Source organism: Nocardia brasiliensis, assembly GCF_042691675.1.
Classification (GTDB): Bacteria; Actinomycetota; Actinomycetes; order Mycobacteriales; family Mycobacteriaceae; genus Nocardia; species Nocardia brasiliensis_D.
In genome coordinates, this window is the sequence record NZ_CP170507.1 from 3668261 (window position 1) to 3688606 (window position 20346).

The window sequence follows — 20346 nt, forward strand, 5'->3', positions numbered from 1 at the left end:
ATCCTCATGCTGCAACCGGCTTCTGGTCGTGCGCGACGAGAAGTTCCCCGTCTCGCTCGGTGACGGTGATCACGCCGTGGTCGATATCGCCGCGCAGCAGCGCCCGGCCGATCTTGGTTTCCACCTCGTGCGCGATATAGCGACGCAACGGCCGGGCACCGTAGACCGGATCGAAGCCGTGCTGCGCCATCAATCGCCGGGCCTCCGGGGTGATCTCGAACTCGATCTGCCGCTGCGCCAGCCGGTCGCGCAGCTCCTGCAGTTGCAGTTCGACGATTCGCTCCAACTGCGGCAGCGTCAGCGGTGTGAACAGCACGATGTCATCGACTCGGTTGAGGAACTCCGGCCGGAAATGGGTCCGCAGTTCACGCAGCACGCGGTCCCGGGCATCCTCCTTGATCTCGCCGTCCGCGGTCACCCCGTCCAGCAGATACTGCGAGCCGATATTGGAGGTCATGATGATCACCGTGTTTCGGAAATCGACCTGCCGGCCCTGCGCGTCGGTGATCCGGCCGTCGTCGAGAACCTGGAGCAGGGTGTTGAACACGTCGGTGTGCGCCTTCTCGATCTCATCGAACAGCACCACCGAATACGGCTTGCGGCGCACCGCCTCGGTGAGCTGCCCGCCCTCGTCGTAGCCGACATATCCCGGTGGTGCGCCCAGCAACCTGCTGACGGTGTGGCGCTCCTGGTATTCGCTCATATCCAGGCGCACCATGTTGTCCGCACTGTCGAACAGTGCCGCGGCAAGGGTTTTCGCCAGTTCGGTCTTGCCGACGCCGGTGGGGCCGAGGAAGATGAACGAGCCGATCGGCCTGCGCGGATCCCGGATGCCGGAGCGGGCCCGGATGACCGCGTCGGCGACCGCCTGCACCGCCTCGTCCTGTCCCACGACACGCTCGTGCAGGATCTCATCGAGGCGCAGCAGCTTTTCGCGTTCGCCCTCTTGCAGCCTGGCGACCGGAATACCGGTCCAGGCGGCGACGATCTGGGCGATCTCATCCTCGGACACCACCTCCCGCAGCAGCGGCTGCTTACCCTGCTTGGAGATCAGCTGCTCCTCGGCGGCCGCGAGATTACGCTCCACCTTGGTGATTTCGCCGTAGCGCAGCTCGGCGGCTCGGTTCAAGTCGTAATCACGCTCTGCCGCTTCGGCGTCCAGTCGCAGCTGTTCGAGCCGACCGCGCAGGTCCTGCACCCGCCGGATGGCTTGGCGTTCGGCCTCCCATTGGGCGTGGCGGGCGTCGGCTTCGGCACGCAGATCGGCCAGCTCTCTGCGCAATTCGTCGAGTCGGGTCTTGCTCGCGGTGTCGGTTTCCTTCGACAGCGCCGCCTCCTCGATCTCGAGCCGGGTCACCTTGCGGGTGAGTTCGTCGAGTTCGGCAGGCATGGAGTCGATTTCGGTGCGCAGGCGAGCGCAGGCCTCGTCCACCAGGTCGATCGCCTTGTCCGGCAGGAAGCGGTCGGTGATGTAGCGGTGCGACAGGGTCGCGGCGGCGACCAGCGCGGTGTCCTGGATCTTCACCCCGTGGAACACTTCGAGACGCTCCCGCAGCCCACGCAGGATCGAGATGGTGTCCTCCATGGTGGGTTCGTCCACCAGCACGGTTTGCAGTCGGCGCTCCAGTGCCGCATCGGATTCGATGTGTTTGCGGTATTCGTCGAGAGTGGTGGCGCCGATCAGGTGCAGCTCGCCGCGGGCCAGCATCGGCTTGAGCATGTTGCCCGCGTCCAACGCCCCCTCGCCGACCGCGCCCGCGCCGACGACGGTGTGCAGCTCGTCGATGAACAGCAGGATGCCGCCCTCGGCGGCCTTGACCTCGGCGAGCACCGCCTTGAGCCGTTCCTCGAATTCGCCGCGGTATTTCGCGCCCGCCACCAGCGAACCCATGTCGAGCGCGAAAATGGTCTTGTTCCGCAACCCTTCCGGGACATCACCGCGCACGATCCGCTGGGCCAAGCCCTCGACGATGGCGGTCTTGCCGACGCCGGGATCGCCGATCAACACCGGGTTGTTCTTGGTCTTGCGGCTCAATATTTGAGTGACCCTGCGGATTTCGGCGTCTCGGCCGATCACCGGATCGAGTTTGCCTGCGCGGCCGTCGGCGACGAGGTCGCGGCCGTACTTGGTGAGCGCCTCATAGGCGCCTTCCGGGGTCGCCGAGGTGACCCGCTGGTTGCCGCGCACCGTCGTCAACGCGGAAAGAAATGTCTCCCTGGTGATTCCGTGGCTCGACAGGATGCGCCCGGCCGCGCTCCCCGACCCCTCCTCGGCGAGCGCCAATATCAGATGCTCCACCGAAACATAGGAATCCTTGAGCCGCTTGGCTTCTCGCTGCGCCGCCTCGAGCAGCGCCGCCAGCCGCCGGGTGATCATCACCTGACCGGGACGCACGCCGGGCCCGGTGACCTTGGGCCGCCGGGACAGCTCGCGGTCCAGATCGGCACGCACCGCTTGGGGATCAGCACCCACCTGCTCGAGCAGCCGTGGCACCAGACCTTGTTCCTGCTCGACCAGCGCGAGCAACAGGTGTTCGCCGTCGACTTCGGGATGCCCCAACCGCAACGCCACGTTCTGGGCCTCGTGCAGGGCTTCCTGCGACTTCTCGGTCAGGCTACCGGTGTCCATGAGGTGTCCTCCTTCGGCGCAGGTCGGCTTCGAGTTCCTCGATGCGATCCAGCAGATCGAGCACCAGCCCGATCGCCGCGTAGTTCAGACCCAGCCCGGTACGCAGCCGCTGGATCCGGGCGGCCACGGCCACCGCCGACGGTTCGAAGCGCAGCTCGCCCGCGCTGTCCCGGACGCTGTCGAGTAGGCCGAGCGCGACCAGCCTGCGCACCAGGTCGGGATGCAGCCCAGCGCGCCAGGCGACGGTTTCCAGGTGCAGGGGCGCGGGGTGCGCCAGCAGGTATCGGGTCACCGGGCCCTCCTCGGGTCGAAACTGGATACGGCGGCCAACTGCTCGAACAGTTGGCGCTCACGTTCGGTCGGTTGATCCGGGACCACCACCTTGATCTCGGCGTAGAGGTCACCGTTGGCGCCGCGCGGATTCGGCATGCCCTCCCCGCGTAACCGCAGCTTGCGTCCGGTGGACGAGCCGGGCACGACCCGTACCTTCGCCTCGCCGCCCGGCGTCGAGACGGCGACCGCCGCGCCGAGCACGGCCTCCCACGGCGAGACGGGCAGGTCGAGATAGATATCGCGGCCGTCCAAGCGGTACCGCGGATGCGGCTGGATCCGCACGATCAGATACAGGTCGCCCGCGGCCGCCCCGCCGCTGCCGCGACCGCCCTGCCCGGCCAGGCGAATGCGCTGGCCGTCGGTGACTCCGGGCGGAATGTCCACGGTGAGCGTGGAGCCATCGATACCGAGGCTGCGCCGACCGCCGCGGTAGGCCTCCTCGAAGGTGAGCACGAGTTCGGCCTCCTGGTCCGCACCCGCCATCGAACCGTACCCGCCACCGCCGCCGAATCCACTACGACTGAATCCCCCTCGGCCACCGAAGATTCCGCCGAACAGATCGTCGAAATCGAAGGCTTCGCCGCCGTGACCGAAGCCCTGACCGACGTTGACGCGGATACCGCCGGTGCCTGGTCCCCACTGGACCCCGCCGGTCCCGAAACCGCCTGCGCCGGCCATTCGTTCGTCGTAGTCCTCGGGGATCTGCCTGAAATTCTCGCCGAAGCGGTCATAGCGGCGTCTGGTCTCCGGGTCCGCCAGCACCTGATACGCCTCACCGATCTGCTTGAACCGCTCCACCGCGGCAGGATCGGAGTTCACATCCGGGTGGTACCGGCGGGCGAGTTTGCGGTAGGCCTGCTGGATCTGGTCCTTGTCGGCGTCGCGAGGGACGCCGAGGACCTCGTAGTAGTCGCGCGCCATCGGTGTTCAATCCTCACGCTTGCTCACAACCACTGCCGCAGGCCGCAGTTGGCTGCCTTCCTCGCCATAGCCGGCGCGTACCACCTCCACCACCGTGCCCGCCGGCACATCCGGTGCGTCGACCACACCCACCACCTCGTGGATGGCGGGCGAGAACGGCACGCCGGTGTCGCAGTGGCGCGGGTAACCGAGCCCCTCCAGCAGTTGCACCGCTTGATCTCGAATCGCTTGTACGCCTTGGATGATCGAGCCCGGATCGCTGCCTGCGTGGGTGAGCGCCAGTTCGAGATTGTCCAGTACCGGCAACCAGGCCGCCGTCACCTTGGCGCGTTCGGTGGCGCGCTCCCGGTCGACGTCACGGGCGTAGCGTTTGCGCAGGTTGTCCAGGTCGGCGGCAGTGCGGCGCCAGCGATCCTCGGCGTGCGCTACTGCGGCGTCGATGTCGGGGGAACGGTCCTGGGCCTCGGTGTCAGCGGGCGAACGCGCCGAGGGTTCCTCCGAGGGATCGACATCTGACCGATCTCGGCTCGCAGCCACGGTGTTGGTGTCCTTCGGTTCAATGGAGGCGTCCATCGGTCTTCAACTCCGGTCGAAGTCGGCATCGATCACGTCGTGCCCGGATGCAGAGCCGCCGCCGGGCTGACCGGCGCCACCCGGCTGACCGGTCCCACCGGGCTCACCACCGGAGGCCATGAGCCCGTAGAGCAGCTGCTGCAGTTCCGAGGTCAGTGGCTGTACCCGCTCCGGGGGCGCGCTTTCCTTGACCGCCTGTCGCGCGTCGTTGATCAGCATCTCGGCGCGTGCCCGCTCATGCGGCTGGGCGGCGTCACCGAGCTCGGCGAGCCGCCGTTCCACTTGGTAGGCAATGGAATCCAGCTCGTTGCGGGCGTCGACCGCCCGGCGCAATTGCTCGTCCTCCCTGCGGTGGCGTTCGGCCTCGGCCAGCATCCGATCCACTTCGCTCTTGTCCAGGTTGGACTGTTCGCTGATGGTGATGCTCTGTTCCCGGCCGGTGTCCTTGTCGTGGGCGGTGACATTGAGGATGCCGTTGGCGTCGATATCGAAGGTGACCTCGATGCGCGCCTCACCGCGGCGGGCGGGGCGGATGTTCTCCAGCCGGAACCGCCCGAGCACCCGGTTGTCGGCCGCGCGTTCGCGTTCGCCTTGCAGCACAACGACATCCACGGCAGGCTGGTTGTCCTCGGCGGTAGAGAAGATCTCCGCGCGCCGGGCCGGGATGGTGGTGTTGCGTTCGATGATCTTGGTCATCACCCCGCCCTGGGTCTCCACACCCAGCGACAGCGGCGTCACATCCAGCAGCAACACATCCGAGACCTGCCCCTTGAGCACACCCGCCTGCACCGCCGCCCCCAGGGCGACGACCTCGTCGGGGTTGACGCTCATATTCGGCGCCTTTCCGCCGGTGAGGCGGCGGACCAACGCCTGCACCGCCGGAATGCGGGTGGAACCGCCGACCAGGATCACCTCGTCGATATCGTTGGCGGTCACCTTGGCATCGGCCATCGCCTGCTGCACGGGTCCGAGGCAGCGCTGCACCAGATCCGCGGTCAGATCCTCGAACTTGGCGCGATTGATGATGGTGGCCAAGTGTTTCGGCCCATTGGCGTCGGCGGTGACGAACGGTAGATTCACCTGTGTCTGTGCGACCGAGGACAGTTCCACCTTTGCCTTTTCGGCGGCCTCGAACAGGCGCTGCAGGGCCTGTGGATCCTTGCGCAGATCCACCAGCTGGTCGCGCTGGAACTCGTCGGCCAGATAGTCGACCAAGCGCCGGTCGAAATCATCGCCGCCGAGATGGGAATCGCCCGCGGTGGCCCGCACCTCGACCACGCCCTCACCCACATCGAGCAGGCTCACGTCGAAGGTGCCGCCGCCGAGATCGAACACCAGCACCGTCTCGTGGGTCTGCTTGTCCATACCGTAGGCCAGCGCGGCGGCGGTGGGCTCGTTGATGATGCGCAGCACCTCGAGCCCGGCGATGCGGCCGGCGTCCTTGGTGGCATTGCGTTGCGCGTCATTGAAATACGCGGGAACGGTGATCACGGCTTCGCGCACCCGCTCACCGAGGAACTTGCTCGCGTCCTCGACCAGCTTGCGCAACACCTGCGCGCTGATCTCCTCCGGGGCGTACTTCTTGCCACGCACCTCGAGCCGCGCCGCGCCGCCCTCACCGGCGACCACATCGAAACTCACCGCCTTGGCCTCCTCGGAGATCTCATCGAAGCGGCGGCCGATGAAGCGTTTCGCGGAATAGATGGTGCCCTTCGGATTCAAGATCGCCTGCCGGCGGGCGAGCTGACCGACCAGGCGCTCCCCACCCTCGGTGAACGCCACCACGGACGGAGTCGTGCGCGCCCCTTCGGAATTGGCGATCACCACCGGCTCCCCGCCCTGCCAGCTCGCGATGACGGAGTTCGTGGTGCCCAAATCGATACCTACAGCGGTGGCCATGACTGTTCCTTCGGATCGAGTCGGCGGACGGACAACCGGGGCATCGCGCGATCCGCGCGGCAGCTGACCCGGCCGATCCGATCCTCGCAACTCGACACCGGCACCGGCCACGGCCCGGCGAGACCGGAAACAGACACCCAATTCGACCTGCCAGCACAGGGACCACTGCCCGCGTTGAGCCGCGCCGACGACGAGCACCGAGTTACGGTGCCCCACCGCATGAACCACCCGCCCAGCGATGGGATTCGCTCATGGAACCGGTGGCAGAGCAGCATCGGTCGTGTGCCAGCGTGCCGTACGGAACCAGCGCACCCCTCGGCGGGAATCCACTCCCCCCAACTCCAGCTGTCTCCCTCGCGATGCAAGCGATTGACCCAGCTATAGGTCGCATCGATCCCCAAATCACCGGTCACGGAATCCCATTCGACCGCCGAAGCCGTGGCCACCAGATAGCAGGTGCCAGCCGAGTCCGGCAACTGGACGCAAACATGCTCAGTAGCCACCACGAGGTCAGGGGCCACCGCCACCGCAGCAGGCTTCAGTTCGGCCCGCCCCGCATCGGCGACCGCAGCCATCACCGTCCAATATTGCGCGGGCGTACCGCTGTCCCTTGGAGTACTTGCACCCCCGTCACCGGTGCCGCGTCGATGATCATCAATGAAATCAGCGCACCTCACGTGCGCACTCCCGTCATGCATTGTCGCCCCGTGGATCCAGCAACGGCCGGGCCGGCCATGTCAGGCCGGCCGTTGCGGTCCTGCTGTCGCGAACCGCATTTCACAGCCGAGTGAGATGGATTGCGTACGGTGTAATTCTACCCACTGCATACTTATATGCTGAATCCAGTAGCGCGCAACGACTCCTCGACCATGACTCAGGCTGCCAGTCGAACAGCCGCAAACGCACGAGGTCGGGTGAGTGCGGAAATGCCGGATTTTCGGGCGAGCCGTCCCGTGCGGTGACGATCGCCGAAACGCCGTCCGGGTTTGCTTGTCAGCTGCGGTCGCGTCCACACCACGCACCAGGAAATGCATTGCCCGGGCTCACCAGACGCTACAGGCGGCGGACGTCGCTGCTGCCGCGATGCCCCGATAGCCCCGGGCCCGGGGAACACGGGTGTCGCCGCGAGCTGGATTTCTTTGCGCGCCGCGATCGGGGCGTCCGGCTGGGCGGAACCCCCTCTGGAGGCAGTCCTCGGCGATGGTTGTCCGCCACGCCTCGTGGCGCTGGTCCCTTGCATGAGTTGTACCGATTTCGTCGGGGTCAGGAATAACGGGGAAGCTGGGGGTAGCGTCGCGGGCAGGGGCAGACGGGAGTCGAAGCATGCATGGCGCGTCGGGTGGTCCCGCGGGCGATCCTGCCGACGGGCACCATCAGAGCGGCAGATCGATGGTCGCTGGTATCGGTGGATTGTGTGCGACCGCGGTGCGGTTGACCGGGGCCGATGGTGCCGCGGTCGCGGTGCTCAGTAGCAGCACCCGAGCCAGGGAATTGGTGTATGCCACCGATGCCACCGCCCGCCAGATCGATGAGCTGCAGTTCGTCGTCGGTGAGGGGCCGTGTATCGATGCCTATGTCAAGGGTCGCCAGCAGATGTGCCCGGACCTGGCTGAGGAGTCGGCCGGCATGCGATGGCCGGGGTTCACCGCCGAGGTGGTTGCCTTGGGGGTATCGGCGGCTTTCGCCTTTCCGGTGCCCGGGACGTGGCGCCCGGTGGGGGTACTGGAGCTGTATCGCCGCACCGCAGGCGATCTCACCGAGGGCGAACAGCGATCGGCGGGCGCGTGCGCGCTCGCGACCGGCACTGCCTTGCACCATTATTGGAGTACGCGGATGCTGGCCGCGGGTGGTGTCGAAAACACCGCCGGCAGCGACGAATTCGATCAGGCTATCGATGACATGGCCGATGAGTTCTCCCGATCGGAGGTCTATGTCGCCTCCGGCATGGTCGCGGTGCAACTCGCGGTCTCCACCGCCGAAGCGCTGGACCGGCTACGTGCCTATTGCTACGCCCATGCCCGCTCGATCACCGACGTCGCCGCGGAGATCCTCGCCCACCGGCTGTCGTTGCGAGATCAACGCGACAACCCAGGAAGCTCGGACTCATGATCCTCACCCGGACCCGGCTGGCGGTAGCGGAGCTGACCGCGCTGCTGACCACCGACTTCGATGTTCCCACCCTGCTCCACACTCTCGTCGGGCACGCCAGGGGGTGTTTCGAGGCGTGTTCGGCGGTGCTGATCCTGCTCGATGACCGCCGCCGCGGCGGGCAAGCAGACATCCGGATCGTGGCCGAATCCACCAGCGACGGCTACAGGGCCGACCCCGCCCTGCACACCAGCGGACCCGGGCCGACCAGCGCCCACACCGGCGCGGTCACGATGATCACCGACCTGCACACGGCCGATGACACCCGCTGGTCGCACTACCGTGCATCGGCCCTGGCCGCCGGGATGGGAGGGGTGCGCGCGTTCCCGGTGACCGCGCTGGCGGTGCCTCTGGGGGCTCTGGTCATCCACACCACCGGACCGTGGGGCGCCACCCGGCCCAACGAGTTAGGCCAGATCCTGGCTGACCTGAGCGCGGTCGCGTTGTCCATCGCGGACCCGCATGGGCGGCGCGTCACGACCAGCGACACCATCGAAGCCGTCCTGGCCGACACCACCACGGTCTCGGTCGCGGTCGGGATCCTCGCCGAATACCTCGACCTGAGCATCGACGGTGCCCGCGACCGGCTCGTGCGCTTGGCCCGCGCCCACAACACCACCCCCACCACCCACGCCAAAGCCATCACCGGCGCCCACAACCGCCACCCCGGCGACCCCGCCGCCTCCGGACTGCTGCACCCGCCTCCGGATCCATCGGCCCCACCGAATATCAACGGTTGAGCACGGCTAGCCCACAACCGCGGAACCTTGCTCGGCGAACTCGAGGACACTGCGCGCGGGACTGCGGGCCGTGCAAGTGCTGCCGCACCGTAGCGGGCACTGCTGGGAAACGCCCACCGGTAAAGGGGGCACCGTCGTAGGCTGGTCCATGCCTCGGTTAGTCCCGGGGTTGCAGAGGCGGTCCCGCGATGCCCAACGCGGCCCGCTATCGCTGTGCTGATAGGTGGTGGTGGGGATTCACCAGTCCCCGCCACCGGGCATCCCCGGCCCGAGCCCATGGTCGATAGAACAATGGCACCCGCCCGCGCCGCCGCAGGATACGTGCGGTCCCCGGTCTGATGTGGGAGCAGGCAACCCATTGGCACACCAGGATTGGACCACACCAGACATACCGGTCACCCGGCGTCCTCCTGGGGTCGACCTGCCGCGAACCATCCTGCGCCTCTACAGATTCCGCCACAGGCCCGCGATAGGTCAGCACCTTCAGCAAACATTGTGAAACGATCGTGTTCGCCGCGTGCGGGGGATAGAGTGTCTGTCCAAATCCTCGAGTCCAACAGTGCGGCTCACTCTCGTGATGTGTCATCCGGCTCAGGAGTAGCCATGCCTCTGCTCGATCGTCGTGACGGTGGTCGCCGGCTTGCCCAGCGCCTGCGCGCGTTGGGTGGCTCCGATGTGGTGGTGCTGGGGCTACCCGCCGGCGGGGTGCCGGTCGCCTACGAGGTCGCGACCGGGTTGGGTGCCCCGCTCGATCTCGCGGTAGTAGGTGCGCTGACCGTGCCGTATCAGCCGTGGCTGGTCTTCGGCGCGCTCGGTGAGGGCGGGGTGCAGGTGTTCGATGAAGACGTCATCGCCCACGCGTTCGTCGGCGAGCCCGAACGCCGTGCCGTAATCCGTGAGCAGCGAGCAAAATTGCGCCACAACGTCATCCGATACCGCCGCGAGCACACCCCGCTGCCCTTGCACGAGGTCACCGCGGTCATCGTCACCGACGGTCTGGACACCGCCGCGACCGCCCGCGCCGGCGTCGCAATCGCGCGTGCGCGGGGCGCGGCCCGGGTGGTCGCGGCCGCCCCAGTCGGTTCCGGGCCTGCGTTGCGCGCGGTCTCCCCGGTCGTCGATGCCCTCGTGTGTGCGGAAATCCCGACACTGTTCGGCTCGACCGGCACGTGGTATCGAGACTTCGACGACGTCACCGAACCCGAAGTCTGCACGCTGCTGGACCGGGCAGCCACCAGCAACCCCGCCCCGCTTCTCGGCAGGCCCGCCTCGAACTGAATCCTCAACCCCACCCGGTAAGACGAGAACCGCCCATTCGCGATTCACCGCACTCGAATGCCGAGCGGCGCTTCGACCGATAGAACTGGCCGACTCCGGAAAGATGCGCGACACAGCACCGGCATGCCCCAGAGCTGGTACTGGAGGTCATGGGGTGGCATCCCCGATCTACCGAGGCGTTCATCCACGCCTGCGATAGCCCAGCGCCCGGTCGCAGCAGCGAGTTGTCGGTCGCGACGGTGTCGTGCGCACACGAGATGAACGTCGGATTCGGTCCGGCACCAGCCCCGGTATGCAGGTGTTGCCCCGGGACCGCCCGCATCACGACGATCAGTCCTACCTGCGATTCCACACCCGTCGCTGCGGACGCCTCGGCCTCGACTCGCCTGCTGCTCAAGAATGGCACCCGCTCTACCCAGGCGATCGTCGGCGGCCTGCTGGAACGCTTCGACGAGCAGCGCATGATCGCCGACCCGAATCCGGAATCACTGGCCCTCAACGACATCGGCCGCGTCTCCCTGCGCGTCGCGGAACCGCTCGCAGTCGACGACTACCGAGTGAACCGGCACACCGGCAGCTTCCTGCTGATCGACCCGTCCGGCGGCAACACTTCGCCGCAGCCCTCGTCGGCGACGTGCTGTCGGCGATCGAGGTCGGTACCGGAGTCTGAGATGACGGATCCGTCCGGCGTCACATGACCAGCCGTCACTCCCGTGGCGGGCGGGGCGCCGGCAGCTCGCGCGATCAAGAGTGACGCGGCGTCGGCGCGCGGCCGCCCCGCACTGATCGCGGTGCCGCACGGGAGCCGAGATCCGCGCTCGGCCGCGACGATGTCGGCGGTGGTGGCCGAGCTCGCGGCGGCGCGGCCGGATTTCGATGTGCGATTGGCGTTTGTCGATCTCAATGCGCCGTCGGTGGAGCAGGTCGTGGATGCTGTTGCGGCCGAGGGGCATACCCACGCGGTGGTGACGCCGCTGTCGCTGGGTAGCGCCTTTCATGCACGGGTGGATCTGCCTGGTCTACTCGCTGCCTCGCACGCTTGACATCCTCAGCTGCACCTGACCCGTCAGCCCCCGTTGGCAGGCTCGACTGAACTGTCTTGCCCGCCCACGATCGCGTGACTCCGAGCAATCGCCGAGCCAGCCGCCAACGCGGGGTGGTCGAGACGACACCGGTTATGCACGAAGTGTTAAGCGATGCGGCACCGACAATCGCAGGAACATGCGCGCGGTTTCGCGCGAGACCGGTGGCAATAGCGGCCATGATGGCGCGACCGTGCCGCTTCACGGGTACGGTCGAACGACGCGCCACGCACTATTGGGTGCCTAACCTGTCGGCAGGGAGGAACCCACATGCGAAGCGTCGGCCACGTTGACCTATCCACCGAGGCCGCTTTGGTGCTGACCATTCGCGGCCAGTTGACCCCCACACCTGCCGATCAATCCCCGCGAGCACTATGGCCTCTCGCATTCAGTCCCGCATCTCCATATGGCGTGGTCGTGGTAGACCTACGCGAGTTGCAGACGCTGTCTGCTGCTTGGGTGCGTACCTTTGCGGATTTCACGCAACTGCAGAGCGATCAGCACATTCGCGCCGCGTTCGTGCTTGACCCGGGCGGAGTCGCCGCGCGCGTACTCCAACTCACCGACCCCAAGACATCGCTGCCAGTGTTCGCCAGCCTCGATGAGGCTCTCACCCCGAACGCCGTGCCCGCACCGGATCACAGTGATGTCAGCAGGTCTGCCCCGCCGCGCTCGGCAGGACCGACACCGGCCACCATGACGCACGCCCCCGACGCCCTCGCCGTCCACTTCGAGGTGCTGACGCGCACGCTGCTCACCGCGACCACGGTCGGGGAAACATTGCAGCAGATCGCGGCTGCGGTCGTGGTGTTGATTCCCGATGCACTGCTGGTCAGCCTCACCCTGCGTAGGGCCGACGGGACCTTCTTCACACCGGTCGCGACCGATGACATCGCCGTCGAACTCGACCAAGTGCAATACCGAACCAGCCAAGGCCCCTGCCTGGATGCCGCCCGCCCCAACGGTCCCGCCTTCGCCGCCAGCGATGATTTGAGCAACGAAACCCGATGGCCCTACTTCGCCGCTGCGGCCACCCGTCACGGCCTGGGAGCGGTGCTGTCCACTGAACTGCCCGCCGCAGCCGGTCCCGACGCATTGTCGGGGGCGCTCAACATCTACTTCCACCCGCACGGGCTCAACGCACAGGACAAACATCGCGCATTGCTGCTGGCCACCCACGCCGCCCTCGCACTGGCCCATACGCACGCCACCGAAATCGCCGACCTGCGACACACCCAACTACGCAAAGCCATCGACTCTCGGGATGTGATCGGACAAGCCAAAGGCATCCTCATGGCCCGACGCGGACTCACCGCCGAACAAGCCTTCGACCTGCTACGCCGCACCTCCCAGGACCTCAACATCAAACTCAGCGACCTCGCCGCAACCCTGGTCAACCATCCCACCGAACTCGGTTGAACCGCACATGGCCACGGCCCGACCCTCGCCCCAGTTACCCACAGACCGACACCGGCTCGGTCACCTCCCCGCCGAACGATTTCGGCCCGCCTCAAATCACATCGAGGACCTCGACCTCGCCTTCCTCTACGCGCGGCGATTCACTGCCGACGTCGGCAAGCGCGATCCGCTTTTGCCCACGTGCGAACGCTTACCGGCGGGACCTTGTAGCATGAGCACACCGCTGAACCCAGATTTGAGGTTCCCCCGCCGAGCCGGAGAGCGGATTATCTGGTTCCGGCAGGAGCGGTTCATGGTAGCTGGCTTCGAACTCATCAGGTGGGCGCCAACCGAGTTTCTTCTGGATGCGCTGGTGGTTGTCGCAGTCGTTGTAGGCGACCAGCGCGTTCTCGGCCTCGTCACGACTTGCCAGGCGTTGCGGTAGCCCAATTCGGTTTGAGGGTGGGGAAGAAGTTCTCCATCAACGCACTGTCATAGAAATCCCCGACCGATCCCATCGATGGAGCAATTCCGTTGCAGGCCAACCGAATCGATGACTTGAAGGCCGTGTAGGTCGACCCGCGATCGGAGTGACGGATCAACTCGCCGTCGCAAACACCGTGTGACTCCACGAGCGGCTGGACGAAATCACCGCGGCCCGAGCCCTTAGAGCTCCTATCGGGTTCGGTTGCTGAGTCGTCGCCAGCAGATCAGGGCTGCGGCGAGGTCGAGGAATCCGTGGTGGATGTCGGTGCGTCGTTCCCATCGGATGGCCAACCGCCGGTACTGGTGCAGCAGGGCGAAGGACTGCTCGACGATCCAGCGGCCTGCGGTGACCTTGTCACGGGTGCCGCGGCGGGCGATGTAGCCGGTGATATGTCGTTGCCGTAGTTCGGAATACACGCTGGGGTAGTCGTATCCCTTGTCCGCGATCAGGGTGGTGATCCGGTGGCGGGGTCGGCCCGCGCGCCCGCGCAGAGGTCGGTCCCGGTCGAGCAGGGTGGGCAACAGCAGATGGTCGTTGACGTTGGCCGCTGACAGCGCCACCGCGAGCGGGAATCCGTTGCCGCAGGTCAGGATGTGGTGCTTGGAACCGGTCTTGGCGCGGTCGACCGGGCTCGGACCTGTTGCGGCGCCCCTTTTTTGGCCCGCACGTGCGAGCCGTCGACCATGACCCGGTCGAAGTCGATCATCCTGGCGGCGTGGCAGCGAGCGAGCACGGCCTGATGGATCTGTTCGAACGTCCCGGCGGCCTGCCAGGTCGGCCTCGAGCTCGGCTCGGCTCTTGATGGAGCTGCACACCACCAGCTCCGCACCGATATCAGCCGCCGTTGCTTCGGCGTCGCGGTAGCTGGTGCCCTCCGGTACGGGGGCGACCGCGACCGTCACCATGCCGAATGTCTTCCCGATGGAGTAGCCGATGACAGTCATCAGGATGATTCTCCAATTGCTCTGAGGCACAGAGGATACCGCATGTCGCGCGAACCGAACCACCCGCCGCAGGTGGTCGAAGGGCAACGGGTCGAGATCATCTCGGCCCGCCGAACGCCCTGATCTGCCGAGAAGCGCGCATCCGAGCGGATGCGCGCTCTGCCGATGTGCGTGTCACAGCAGTCGCGGCAGCACGCCAGGTCGCCACCAGCGTGAGGGGAGATCGTGCGCCCAGCAGGACGCAATCTGGCGGCGCACCAACGCCGGAAACGAACTGCGCTCGCTGCTGCGCGAGTACTACCCGGCGTTCCTGGAAACCTTCAGCGCCCGCTCGGCCACCAACCTCGCCGAACCTAGCTCTATCACTGCCTGCAGACGGGCCGGGTTTACGACCCGGTCAAGGCTTTCGGGCACACCGCCGCTAAGCCTGAAGCATTTGACGCGGCTTGACAGTTAGAACGATCGGAGGTCTTCTGCTGCGAGGCGCCATGCGGCACACTCGAAAGGTCAACCTGCCGAGATCATCTCGACGACCTCAACGCACCAAGGTGCCAACGCTCGCAAATGGCTTTGGCCGGGCCGGATCGCCGCCGCCGTGCGGGGCTCGAATGTGTTACTGCCGCTGGTGGTGGCGGTCAGTCGAAGAGCATGGAGCCGTAGGCCGCGATGACGGGTTGGTGATAGCTCACCAAGCCGTCGATCGGCGGCGAGTCGGGGGCGGTTGGGCGCTTCGTTCGCGGGTCCCACCATTCCCGTACTGTCGCTGGCCTCGCCTGGAATACCTGATGGTACGTGTGGCCGGGTGAACGCCAGACCGCGAATGGCTGCGCGGAGCCCCATGTCGCGTAGCGCGGGGGGTGGTTGGACCGGACCCCGGTGACGGGAGCCTCGGGAGACCATGTTCTGCCGTTGTCGGAGGACGACGAGCCGTAGACCTGATCGTTGTCGTTCTTGATGTAGGTCAGCATCAGCGTCGAGGTCCCGAATCCGGGGAAACCAACCAGGCTCGGGATTCCGATGCTCTTGTGCGGCAGGATAATTCGGTCGTTGACATTCCACGATACCCCGTCCTGGGACCAGTACAGGACATTGTCGTTGTTGGCCCCCTCCCGGGCGAGCAGATGCACTCGGCTGGTATTCGAGTCCGTCACGAAGATGTCGATGTCGGACACGGCGCGCCCACCCATGATCGACTGGCCGTCCGACCAGGTGTTCCCGTCGAACGTCGCGACCATCACCCGCTTGTTGGGCTGACCGAACCCATCCTTTTCGCCCCGCCAGTACATGCACAGACGATCATGCCGAGCGACGAGTTGAGGACCGAAGCTCGATCGACGCCAGATCGCGTCGGGGTCCCCGAAACGCTGGTACGAGCTCCATGACGAGCCGTCGAACACCGACCAGTACAGGGCCGGATCGTCCACCCCGGAGGCGCGAACGCCTCGCCACGCCATGTACAACCGGCCCTTCCAACTCGCCAGCGAGGGCGTGGTGGGGGTGTTCGCGCCGGGTACTTCGCTCATCGGAGCCCAAAAGATCCCGTCATCGCTGACCGACCACCAGATCCGCTGGTCGTCGGTGTTCTCATCAGGGGGGGTATTTCTGCCTACCATATACAGCGGCATCCCAGCCTCCTCCACAGTGTGTTGGTCCTGCCGCCCCAGACGCGGCCCAGAATCAGCAGTGCAGTCCTCGCGGCGCCCGTCCAGGTTCCTGGCCACGGGTCTCACCGGCATTTCACGGACGTTTCACAGTCTCCCCGCCCGCAGCCCTAGCCACACCTGCCCGGTGAGCATGTAGAAAGGGACCACTCTTCGGCGGGCCTCGCCCATCGGCCGCCCGGTAAGTAGCCGCTTCCCGGTCGTTGGAGTGAGCTGTCATCGTTAGCCGATCTCGCGGACGTCCGCGACTGCCGACGCTATGGCTACCTGGCCGAGGGTGAACGGTTGACCGAGCCCGCGACCACGGCTGAGATCAGTCAGCGCCGGAAAGCCGGGCCAAGTGCGGAAGCTGGTGCGTGTTGCCTGCGTTGATTCAATGGGATGTGCACCCGCAGAAGATGTCGGCTCCACTACGGTGCCCACAGCCCTGGTCAGTGGATTCGTGAACGGGTAGCGCATCGAGGAACGCTTGGCGCAACTGCTGTCCGGTCAGCGCCGCACCAGCGTTTCGGCTCGTGGGCGATTCGGGATCCTCCAGAATCGCGAGCGCGACGTGTTCGAGGTGCACTTGCCGGCATCCGAGCTCGTTGGCGATATCGACCGCACGTTGCAGGGCATGTTCAAGTCTGGGGCTGATCCAGCTGTCGACGTGCACACCATCGCCGGTTACGCCAGGCACTGTCGGTGCGTTGCCGTTTCGTTCTGCCGCGCTCACACTCATTCCTCCATTCCAAGACGCGAACAGGATTGGCCGAACTCTCTGATGGGTCCCCACCACCGAAGGCGCGCCAACCGCCAGCAGGGCTGATACTGGCCCACGGCGCCCACGCGCTCGGGGCACTCAATGCGGTAGCGACCTAAATGTGAGGAGTGAGCCGCGCTGCGGGACTCGGATAGAGCAGCAAACTATACGCCGTGAGCCTGTCCGAAACCGCCTTTCGATCAACTTCACCACAGTTACTGACGGGCTTCCCACGCTCCCGCCGCGGCCTCGTTTGCCGCCACAACGGGCAACGCACTCATCTGCCGTTGCGACACGAAGTCGCACGATGCGAGTGAACTCGCAGATAGGAGGGCCGAATTTGGTTTCGGCTGTGTGAGTTCCGGGCTCGTGCTCGAGGCCCGGCCCCGCTCCGACGTGCGTTGCTGGTAACGGCAGGGTGCGAAGCTCGGAGGAACGCCGAAGGGCTCCCGATCCATCCGGGGGGCCACGGGTCAGGGGCAGGCCGGACGGGTGAATCGCGTGAACCTCCGTTGATGTCTCGTGAATAGTGGCTCGCCTGGTGGGATGTTGTTGGCGGGTGCAGGGACTGGCCGCGGTGAAGCGGCAGGCGCCGGTCGGGCACGGCATCCGGCCGGGAGAGCATCGCCGTCCTCGGGATAGAGGAGGCACCCTCCCCGGTCGTATCTCGCGCGTGTGGAACGTGGTAACCCCGACGGGGTCCGGACACCGGTCGGTGTCCGGTAGGCCGACTGTGAGGAAAGCTGAACTCCCCGAGCGGGATTGGGATGGCCCGAGAAGCGAATGCCGGTGGCCGAAAGGCAGCGGGAAACCGCGACCGAAATGGCTGGCCCCTCCGCCAGCCGGTCGTGGATAACCGGCCGGATACCGGACCAGCAAGTGTCCGGACCCGAAAGGGGGCTGACGCGGGCCAGGTGAACCTGTGAAGGAGCCGATGACAACGACACCTGAACCTGCGGACAAGTTGGACACCGACACGGTGAACGGACCGCAGGGCGACGAATTCGATTGGGCCGCTGTGCAATGGCGGCGGATCGAGCGTGACGTAGGGCGTTTGCGGCAGCGGATCTTCACGGCAACGCAGGCCGGCGACCATCAGCGGGTCGCCAATCTGCAGAAGCTGATGCTCCGCTCGCGTGCCAACACTTTGATGAGTGTGCGGCGGGTGACGGAGGTCAACGCCGGCCGCAAGACCCCGGGCATCGACGGGCAGGTCATCACGACCGGCCTGGAGAAGGTGGAGCTGACACAGTGGATCCACCGCGACGCGAAACCTTGGACCGCCCGGCCGGTCAAGCGGGTGTATATCCCCAAGGCAGGCGGGAAACGGCGGCCGTTGGGCATTCCGGTGCTCGTGGACCGGGTGTTGCAAGCGCGGGTGGTCAACGCGCTGGAACCGCAGTGGGAGGCCCGATTTGAGCCGCGATCCTATGGATTTCGGCCCGGACGTGGCTGCCACGACGCGATCGAGGCCATCTTCGCGGTGGCCAAGGGCAAGAATCCGGCCCGCCAGTGGGTGCTCGATGCCGACCTGACCGCAGCGTTCGACCGCATCGACCACAGTCGGCTGCTCACCGCTGTCGGTGCGTTCCCTGCCAGGGAACGCCTCACCACCGGATGGCTCAGGGCAGGTGTGGTCGAGAACGGACTGCTCACTCCGACAGAGGCGGGAACACCCCAGGGTGGGGTGGTCAGTCCACTGCTGTTGAACGTGGCCTTGCACGGGATGGAAACTGCCGCCGGAGTCCGGTATGACCGCGTCGACGCCAATGCGTTGGTGGCGCACAGGGATTCACCGGTATTGATCAGATACGCCGACGACCTGGTCGCCCTCTGCCACTCCAGGCAGCAGGCCGAGAAGATCAAAGCCCGGCTCGCCGCGTGGCTGGCGCTGAGGGGTCTGACTTTCAACGAGGACAAAACACGCATCACCCACCTCGACGAGGGCTTCGACTTTCTCGGATTCAACATCCGCCGCTACCACGGCACGCTGCTGATCAAACCGAGTAAAGCGGCGCTGAGACGGATCCGGGAACGGCTGCGCACCGAATTGCGGTCCCTACGAGGAAGCAATGCATCCGCAGTGATTTCACGGCTCAACCCCATCATCCGGGGCTGGACCGCCTACTACCGGAGCGTGGTATCCAGCGAAGAATTCAACGACCTGGATCACTACCTGTGGAAGCTCACCTACAAGTGGGCCAAACACACTCATCCGAACAAGCCGACACGGTGGATCGTTCGCCGCTACTTCGGCATGTTCAACAGGTCCCGACGAGATCGGTGGGTATTCGGCGACCGCGACAGCGGCGCCTATCTGCTGCGATTCGCCTGGACCCGGATTGTTCGGCACCAGCTGGTCAAAGGCACCGCATCACCGGATGACCCTGCCCTGACCGACTACTGGAACACCCGGCGGCGCAAAGGAATACGGCTGCCTATCGACAGCACCCGGCTGCGGCTACTGCAAGCACAGCAGGGCCGCTGCGCCCTATGCGGCCAGCTACTCCTGCACGCCGACCACCCGCCACAAACCCCCGCTGAATGGGAACAGTGGCTGGCGGCCACCCGCAAGGCAATCACCAAGAACGCCATCACCTTACGGGAACGGGCACCGGATCAATCCGAACTCCGTCTCATCCACACACGCTGCCACCCCCGGCAGCCCGGCACACCATCATCAGCCCGCCATGGGCTTGCTTGAGCCGGATGCATAGAAATTGTGCACGTCCGGTTCTGAGGGGGGCCGGGCGCAGCAATGCGCCCGGCCTACCCGGCCGACCCGCGCGTTCGCATGCAGGATCGGGGCGGTTGACTGTCGGGGTGAGGTGAACGCACGAGTGAAAGCTCCTGTGCGATGGGAGTCGGCGCGTCGCCGAAGCGCAGAAGACACTGCACTTCGGCGACGCTCGTATCCGAACTGGCGCATCACCAGGGTGCTCGTGCGAGCAATGCGCCATCAGGGATTCGGTGTCACTGCCGGGCTGGATGGCGCGTATCTGGTGGGGGCGTGTTCGAGCTCGGGGGGTGTCGGCATTGTTGTGCATGGGTACTTCATCGGATACCGACGTCATCTTCGCTGGTGACGATCTCGTGTTGCGGCTGGCCTGCGCGGCCTACCTCAGCCGGTTCACCGGGAATTCTTGGATCCACTGCGGATCCGACCTGCGCCTGTATCTGCACTGGTGCACCGAACGCCAACTACAGCCGTTGCTGGTGGTGCGAGCGGAGATCGAACGCTACGTGTGGTGGATGCAGGAAACCCGCCGATTCAAACCCTCCACCGTGGCCCGCCGGACCGCGGTGGTGACCGGGTTCTCCCGCACCTGCGTCATCGACGGAGTCATTGACCACTCGCCGGCCGAGTACGTCCGCAGCCCGCGAGTACCGAACGAGTCAGCCACAGCGAAGCTATCGGTTAACCTTCGGAGCCAGAACGCCAGTTGAGAGTGTCGGCATCATTGGCTTTGTCAACGCCGACACCCCCAGCTGCCCCGATCGGCTAGGTTGC

At 66.0% G+C, this 20346-nt stretch carries 14 protein-coding genes and 2 pseudogenes; 8 read left to right on the forward strand and 8 right to left on the reverse strand.

The window, feature by feature from the left end:
* Positions 1–4: 4 nt before the first annotated feature.
* Genes clpB through dnaK form a run of 5 tightly spaced genes read right to left on the reverse strand, consistent with a single transcriptional unit; the run spans position 5 to position 6355 of the window.
* Positions 5–2629 carry an ATP-dependent chaperone ClpB gene (gene clpB, locus ACFK0J_RS16895; protein ID WP_378741297.1) on the reverse strand — a complete coding sequence of 875 codons (2625 nt, stop codon included), beginning with the start codon at positions 2627–2629 and terminating at the stop codon, positions 5–7.
* Positions 2616–2921, reverse strand: coding sequence for a chaperone modulator CbpM (locus tag ACFK0J_RS16900; protein ID WP_378730796.1), 306 nt, complete (start codon positions 2919–2921; stop codon positions 2616–2618). The genes clpB and ACFK0J_RS16900 overlap by 14 nt, the downstream gene beginning before the upstream one ends.
* On the reverse strand, positions 2918–3883 hold the full coding sequence (locus tag ACFK0J_RS16905; protein ID WP_378741299.1) for a DnaJ C-terminal domain-containing protein: 966 nt from the start codon (positions 3881–3883) through the stop codon (positions 2918–2920). The genes ACFK0J_RS16900 and ACFK0J_RS16905 overlap by 4 nt, the downstream gene beginning before the upstream one ends.
* Positions 3884–3889: 6 nt before the next feature.
* Positions 3890–4420: a nucleotide exchange factor GrpE gene (locus ACFK0J_RS16910; RefSeq protein ID WP_378742873.1), complete on the reverse strand. Its 531-nt coding sequence runs from the start codon at positions 4418–4420 to the stop codon at positions 3890–3892.
* Between the two features lie 42 nt (positions 4421–4462).
* The gene (gene dnaK, locus ACFK0J_RS16915; protein WP_378741301.1) at positions 4463–6355 is read right to left on the reverse strand and encodes a molecular chaperone DnaK; all 1893 of its coding nucleotides are present in this window, start codon (positions 6353–6355) and stop codon (positions 4463–4465) included.
* A gap of 1323 nt (positions 6356–7678) precedes the next feature.
* Here dnaK and ACFK0J_RS16920 point away from each other — a divergent pair.
* From ACFK0J_RS16920 to ACFK0J_RS16945, 6 genes and pseudogenes are all read left to right on the forward strand, one after another.
* Positions 7679–8464 (forward strand): GAF and ANTAR domain-containing protein, encoded by a 786-nt coding sequence (locus ACFK0J_RS16920; RefSeq protein ID WP_378741303.1) that lies wholly within the window; start codon positions 7679–7681, stop codon positions 8462–8464.
* Positions 8461–9243, forward strand: coding sequence for a hypothetical protein (locus ACFK0J_RS16925; RefSeq protein WP_378741305.1), 783 nt, complete (start codon positions 8461–8463; stop codon positions 9241–9243). The genes ACFK0J_RS16920 and ACFK0J_RS16925 overlap by 4 nt, the downstream gene beginning before the upstream one ends.
* Before the next feature lie 603 nt (positions 9244–9846).
* Positions 9847–10521: a phosphoribosyltransferase gene (locus ACFK0J_RS16930; RefSeq protein WP_378741307.1), complete on the forward strand. Its 675-nt coding sequence runs from the start codon at positions 9847–9849 to the stop codon at positions 10519–10521.
* A gap of 383 nt (positions 10522–10904) precedes the next feature.
* Positions 10905–11191, forward strand: a pseudogene (locus ACFK0J_RS16935) (sulfate adenylyltransferase); the annotation flags it as partial.
* Positions 11192–11264: 73 nt separating this feature from the next.
* A pseudogene (locus ACFK0J_RS16940) lies at positions 11265–11561 on the forward strand (sirohydrochlorin chelatase); the annotation flags it as partial.
* A 501-nt stretch (positions 11562–12062) separates the two neighbouring features.
* Positions 12063–13022 (forward strand): ANTAR domain-containing protein, encoded by a 960-nt coding sequence (locus tag ACFK0J_RS16945; protein ID WP_378741310.1) that lies wholly within the window; start codon positions 12063–12065, stop codon positions 13020–13022.
* 654 nt (positions 13023–13676) lie between these two features.
* On the opposite strand, the gene ACFK0J_RS16950 is transcribed toward ACFK0J_RS16945, so the two are convergent.
* The 3 genes from ACFK0J_RS16950 to ACFK0J_RS16960 all read right to left on the reverse strand — a co-directional run bounded on the left by ACFK0J_RS16950 (position 13677) and on the right by ACFK0J_RS16960 (position 16814).
* On the reverse strand, positions 13677–14432 hold the full coding sequence (locus ACFK0J_RS16950) for an IS5 family transposase (protein WP_378741312.1): 756 nt from the start codon (positions 14430–14432) through the stop codon (positions 13677–13679).
* A 635-nt stretch (positions 14433–15067) separates the two neighbouring features.
* Positions 15068–16057 (reverse strand): hypothetical protein, encoded by a 990-nt coding sequence (locus ACFK0J_RS16955; RefSeq protein WP_378741314.1) that lies wholly within the window; start codon positions 16055–16057, stop codon positions 15068–15070.
* Between the two features lie 409 nt (positions 16058–16466).
* Positions 16467–16814, reverse strand: a complete 348-nt coding sequence (locus ACFK0J_RS16960) for a Clp protease N-terminal domain-containing protein (protein ID WP_378741317.1) — start codon at positions 16812–16814, stop codon at positions 16467–16469.
* Positions 16815–17769: 955 nt separating this feature from the next.
* Here ACFK0J_RS16960 and ltrA point away from each other — a divergent pair.
* Together ltrA and ACFK0J_RS16970 are read left to right on the forward strand one after the other, a co-directional pair.
* A complete protein-coding gene (gene ltrA, locus ACFK0J_RS16965; protein ID WP_378741319.1) occupies positions 17770–19539 on the forward strand; it encodes a group II intron reverse transcriptase/maturase in 1770 nt (589 codons plus the stop codon).
* A gap of 341 nt (positions 19540–19880) precedes the next feature.
* Positions 19881–20282 carry a hypothetical protein gene (locus ACFK0J_RS16970; protein WP_378741322.1) on the forward strand — a complete coding sequence of 134 codons (402 nt, stop codon included), beginning with the start codon at positions 19881–19883 and terminating at the stop codon, positions 20280–20282.
* The last annotated feature ends 64 nt before the right edge of the window (positions 20283–20346 follow it).